The sequence below is a fragment of the Enterobacter cloacae complex sp. IR5458 genome, assembly GCF_049238025.1.
Classification (GTDB): domain Bacteria; phylum Pseudomonadota; class Gammaproteobacteria; order Enterobacterales; family Enterobacteriaceae; genus Enterobacter; species Enterobacter kobei.
The window spans coordinates 1-5,030 of sequence record NZ_JBMKIF010000083.1 but is presented as its reverse complement, the minus strand read 5'-3'; the positions used below and the strand labels follow the sequence as shown (position 1 = coordinate 5,030).

The 5,030-nt window shown below is 45.3% G+C and carries 3 protein-coding genes; all 3 read right to left on the bottom strand.

All coding sequences use genetic code 11. The features are described from left to right. Nucleotides 1-130 precede the first annotated feature (130 nt). The 3 genes from gmtX to gmtY are packed head-to-tail and all read right to left on the bottom strand — an operon-like array spanning nucleotide 131 to nucleotide 4,904. Complete coding sequence (gmtX, locus tag ACOTYN_RS25655; RefSeq protein WP_014833216.1) at nucleotides 131-808, bottom strand: gamma-mobile-trio protein GmtX; 678 nt, start codon at nucleotides 806-808, stop codon at nucleotides 131-133. Further along, nucleotides 808-3,447 carry a gamma-mobile-trio integrase GmtZ gene (gene gmtZ / locus ACOTYN_RS25650; RefSeq protein ID WP_032622071.1) on the bottom strand — a complete coding sequence of 880 codons (2,640 nt, stop codon included), beginning with the start codon at nucleotides 3,445-3,447 and terminating at the stop codon, nucleotides 808-810. The genes gmtX and gmtZ overlap by 1 nt, the downstream gene beginning before the upstream one ends. Next, the gene (gene gmtY / locus ACOTYN_RS25645; RefSeq protein WP_014833215.1) at nucleotides 3,447-4,904 is read right to left on the bottom strand and encodes a gamma-mobile-trio recombinase GmtY; all 1,458 of its coding nucleotides are present in this window, start codon (nucleotides 4,902-4,904) and stop codon (nucleotides 3,447-3,449) included. Before gmtY ends, gmtZ begins: the two co-directional genes overlap by 1 nt. Between the last annotated feature and the right edge of the window lie 126 nt (nucleotides 4,905-5,030).

Sequence of the window (5,030 nt, the reverse complement as noted above, 5' to 3'; positions counted from 1 at the left end):
TTGTTCTGAGGTGAGCATATCACCTCTGTTCAGGTGGCCAAATTCAGTAAACCACTTCAATATGAATTTTCTCCCGCCAGACGGGAAAAATGGTGACAATTATGTGGAATGCTTACATAGCCATTTGCCGTTATTCATCTGCCACATCCAATAACTTTCGAAGCCCTGTGACAAAACCTCGTGGAAAAACTTCACTGTTGTAGTCCGTGTCTTTTACTTGCCCGGCCTGGGTAATCTGCCAGTTGTTCTTATCCATGCATTCCTCAGATATGGAATACGCCAGGGCTTTCTTTTCTGAGTGGGTGAGAATTCCTGACAGGGACGGTAATACCTCCACCGTAGATTCTGGTGTCGTTTGAAACTGCCGCACGGGGCGTTTGTCGATGATGATATTGGCATGTTGTTTGAGCAGATTTACTTCATTGCGGTAGCGGTTACGCTCGGCAATGATTTGGCCAAACAAGGCGCGTACCGCCAGGTCCGGGATGCGCTCTAAAAGTTTATAGTCTGCGGGAACAGATTTAGACCGGGAGGTACCGGATAATGGCTTTTGGATACTGGTATTACAAGTGGCTGCCCAGGCCTTTATCAGTGTGCGGTAATGCTCGTTACGGGTAGCCCGCAGGGCTTCATAAGCAAGACCGCCATCGGCAGCGGACACCAACCCAATCTTTGTGATGGAGAAGTCTCGCTGGCCTGATTCAGCATATTTCTTCAAGGTGTCATTAAGCTTTTCAAGGTTCTGCTGAGTCCGCTTTACTTTGCCTTCTTTCAAATCAGCAAGAATGATATCAATATTTAATTCCATTAGTTCTCCAGTAAGTCAGGCAGGGCAATGTGACTAAGGTGAATGGCTTTGCTGGTAAGGGACTGAATCCCCTCAGAAAAAAGGTTATTATTAGTCAGGTATTCACCTGCCTCAATATAACCGACCACCTTGCGGTATCCTTCAAGTTTATCGTCAGGATCAGCTATTTTAGCCATCTGGCGCAGCATTGCGTTGGCAGCAATAAGCTGCTGTTTATCGTCCATTTCCATGAAAACAGGCTCAAAACCTTTTTTCATTAATACCCGACTCAGCTGCACAGAACGCTTTTGAATGACCGGTGTTTTGCGAAGTTCATCCAGCAAATCTGGATAGAACTCAGCATCCTCGCACAATAAAGACAGATGCAATAATTCCGAGTCAGTTTCGATAAACTTCAGAGCATGACAAACGTCCTGCTCTGAGCCAACCGCAATCAATTTATCTTTGAGGTCGCCGTCCTTCCTGAGTTCTTCGACACGAATGATTTTGTTAATAAGTTCAAAACACGCAATCCAGTCTTTCGTATACTCATCTGCTTCTGCTTGCTGTATTTCATAACGGCGCTGTAGTGCCTTTAGCTCATCATGTCTGATAAAGGGTTTTCCTTGTTCCTCAAAGAAAAACTGTTCATCTTTAAGTATGTCCAGTTCACCTTCAATTTCCACAGATAAGGCAGAAGCCTGGTGTGCCCTGTAACTCAGCTGGTTAAATTGGGCATTGAGCGCAGGAAGGAACCGGGCCTCGGTGATAAACCATCGACAACGAATACAGTTTTGAGGCCCATGGGGGACACTTTCATAAATACGGCTGGCAGCGGAGCCTGAGTCTTTTATCAATACCCCACCATTCCAGCATCCTCCTAGGGTATTAATTTCATCAGGCTTCACGGTGTTACCTCCCATCAGGCACAGCCCACACGAACGCTCTTCCCAGCCAATCGGGTTACGATTAACCAGAGCTGTCTGGATACTCCCCTCGCTGTGATATGCCATCCTGCACTGAATCTGCTCCATTGAAGCATCTTTGAGAAAGTTGCGAACCGACAGCCTGGATTTAACATCCAGAGTGTCATGTGCCTCGCTCATTTTATCTGCCATGACAGAAGGTGTGATTTTGTTGTAATAGATGGTCATCAACAGGCGAGTATGGCCTGCTAGGAGTTTTGAAATTACAGGTAATGGCAGTTGTGTGTCCATTGTGTACGCAGTGATGAGAGAGACACGCAGGCTGTGAAGAGGAAACAGCGTGGCTGTACCTTTCATTCTTCCCTCGGGATAATCCACAACCAGCTTCAAACGCTCGTCGTTATCCAGGGTATCCCCGCGGGCTGCGAGTTGATTTTCTAATTCAAGCAGCAATTGATACCAGAATGAATCTGACGCGTTATAAGGAATAGGTTTTTGTTTATCCTCGCCTCTGGCAGATGCGTCACGGAACAGAAAAGCGATTTCTCCCATACTTTTCAGTTGTCTGTCTGATCCCTGGTGGTGTATATGCTTTCTCAGCAGCAAAGTACATTCGGTAGGCTTCGCAATCGGATTGTATTTTTCTTGCCAGTTCCTCAATTTCTCCAGCCAGTACAGCACTTCTTCGTTTTGCCACGGTATGATGTAACCACGTTCCAGTTCATTTTTATTCTGGTCAGCAGTCTTGTTGGTATTGATGTACAACCCCGTCGAGTATAGTCCAGTCATGGTATCGTAAATCCGACGGAATATGCCTTTTCCAAATGGGCGCTTTGCACTGCCAAGGGCGAAATCATGTCGAGTGTTAAGAATCCATCGACCATTTTCATAGCGCCACGTATCGGCTTCTCCGCTGTCCAGCATACGAACCTGCGAGGAACGAAGTGGCAGGTGGAGCTTAATGAAAATCATCATTGCTTTTACAGGCGACCAGATTTGATAAAGGGTGATTTTTTTACCTTTACGGGTCACTTCTCTGGTACGCCATACGCAGTCGGGGTCATTTTTATCAATCAGTTCTGGCCCGACTTCAAACCAGTCGCTCCCAGCATGCTGCGCCCAAACCCAGTATTTAAAGTGACGGTAATGCCAGGCAGGAAGTAATTTTTCTTCCTGTTTAAGATTCTGACCGATAATGGTGAGTTCAGTTTTATCCGGTAATGGACAAAGGATCTGGCGCAGGTTCTGAATATAGCGATATGGTAAGGGGTTGCGCACTGTTTCTGTAGCAACATATCCTTTTTTAATTTTTCGGAGTGGATTTAAAACCAATGGAACTAAATTGCCATAGTTATCTTTTTCCGAAAAAACGTCTTTGACAACAAAATCAATGAATTCATAAGCATAGTTCATGCCTTTTTGAATGTTCGCGGATGCGGCAACAGTGCTCCTTATAATTTGCTCAAACTCTTCACTGGAGCACTTATGTCCCTGGTAGCCTTTAAAAAATAATGACAAATCACTTATTGCATACGGGGCGTACTCAGCAATATAGGACTCAAAGAAGCGTCCCAGGGCCTCGCGTTTATCACTTATACCGAGGGTTTGTGTTGCCATCCACTTTGCTGCCAGCTCCTGCCATTGCCGCCATTCTGCGCCAAGCGTAGTCAGCATCCATAAGAAAGCTAAGTCGGATGTACGCCCATCATTTTTTTTGCTTTTTGGTGGCAACATTATTTACCTCTCAGCTTTGGATTCCGGCCTGTGAAATAACCCTGCGGGTCAATGTCATTAAAGCCATGTTCAGTTAGAGCTTTCCAGTCAAGAATTTTGACTTTCGAATCAGGGTTTGCCAGCAGCAGTGTAGCTTTAGTGAGTTCGTCCGAAATTTCTTTCTGACCTTTGCCTGTATATGGGATTTGTGAATCCAGAGACTTGTGATGCATGCAACGGCGGATCACAAGCGGGCTCAGCCCTGAACGCTCTAATCGTCTTCCGTAGTTATGTCGATGTCCGTGAGGGCCTAAACCTTCTGCCTTGTTTGGTTCTAAACCAATTCGTTTTAATCCATTGATGTAGTTGTCATGAAAAGCGGAAATTGTGTAAGGGTTACCGAGGGCGCTGTGATGAAAAGAAATGAATGCATAAGGGTGGTGACAGTCGATACTGGCGCGATACTTTTGATAGTTTTTCCAGAGTGACATAAACACTTTTCCATAGTCGGCAGGAAACCACTGAACCTGTAGGTAATTATCTTTATGATCAACCACGCGGTTCTTCCAGCCAAGTCGGGCAGTTCCTTTCATTCGCTGTCGTGGTATCCGGGCATATTGTTCTTTTAAATATGCCGCTCTGGTTGATGCACCAGAGCGATTACGCCAACCTTCAGGGGCCTTACCATCAGTCTCGTTATAGATCCTGACCACAGCACTGTCTGGGTTATACGGGTCTTCAAATACATCCGTCACCCAAAGTGTTAACGCCTCACTTTCGCGCACCCCACCACCGTGCATAAGCAGAAGAATTAATTTATCTCTTAGTGCCACTCGTGGATCGCCAGAGCCACCAACACCACACATATAGAATTTTTCCCAGTGCATTTCGGGAAATGCGATAGCATCATGTTCAGCTATTGTGAGAGGAGTACGGCCTTTGATCGTTCTAGCCTTACGGATGGTTTTGTTAACAGTTTTATCTTCAATATGACCTAAAAAATCGTTCTGATTTTTGCGATACCATGCGGCGTAATTTAACCTCTGTTCATGCCGGGTCGCTTCACACAACGGATTCACAGACTCTACACCTTGTTTGTGTGCCAGCCAGTCGGTGAAGGCAGTCAGTCGTTGAATATGTTTATTCACGTTACTGGTTGAGGCCGGCACCCAATACAAACCTGAAGGGTCAATCCCATTCTCGCCAATCGTTCCAGTATATAAACGCTTAGAAAAAGTCTGGAAGAGCAGCATTGGGTCGTCAAAGTCGCCTCTATTTGCCTCCATGTAATCCAGCAATAAGGACACAGCCTGGAGGACCCCATTCATTACCGAGTGGCTTACATCGTCGGCTTCTAACTTAAGCAGGTAATCTGTTACCACACTCAACTCTCCCTGCTCTGTCAGAAGGATAGGGATTTGGCTTTTGATACCAGTGTTATCTTCTACAATCGTTGCCCTGACTTTAACTGATGACAAATCATGTTTTCCTTTAAGTAGAATACACAATACACACTGTATACTTTGCTTAGTTTTGGGGTGAAAAAAAAGCAGATCCATCTGCTTTAGTACACTTTATACACGTTTAAGTTAACTGTATATAAA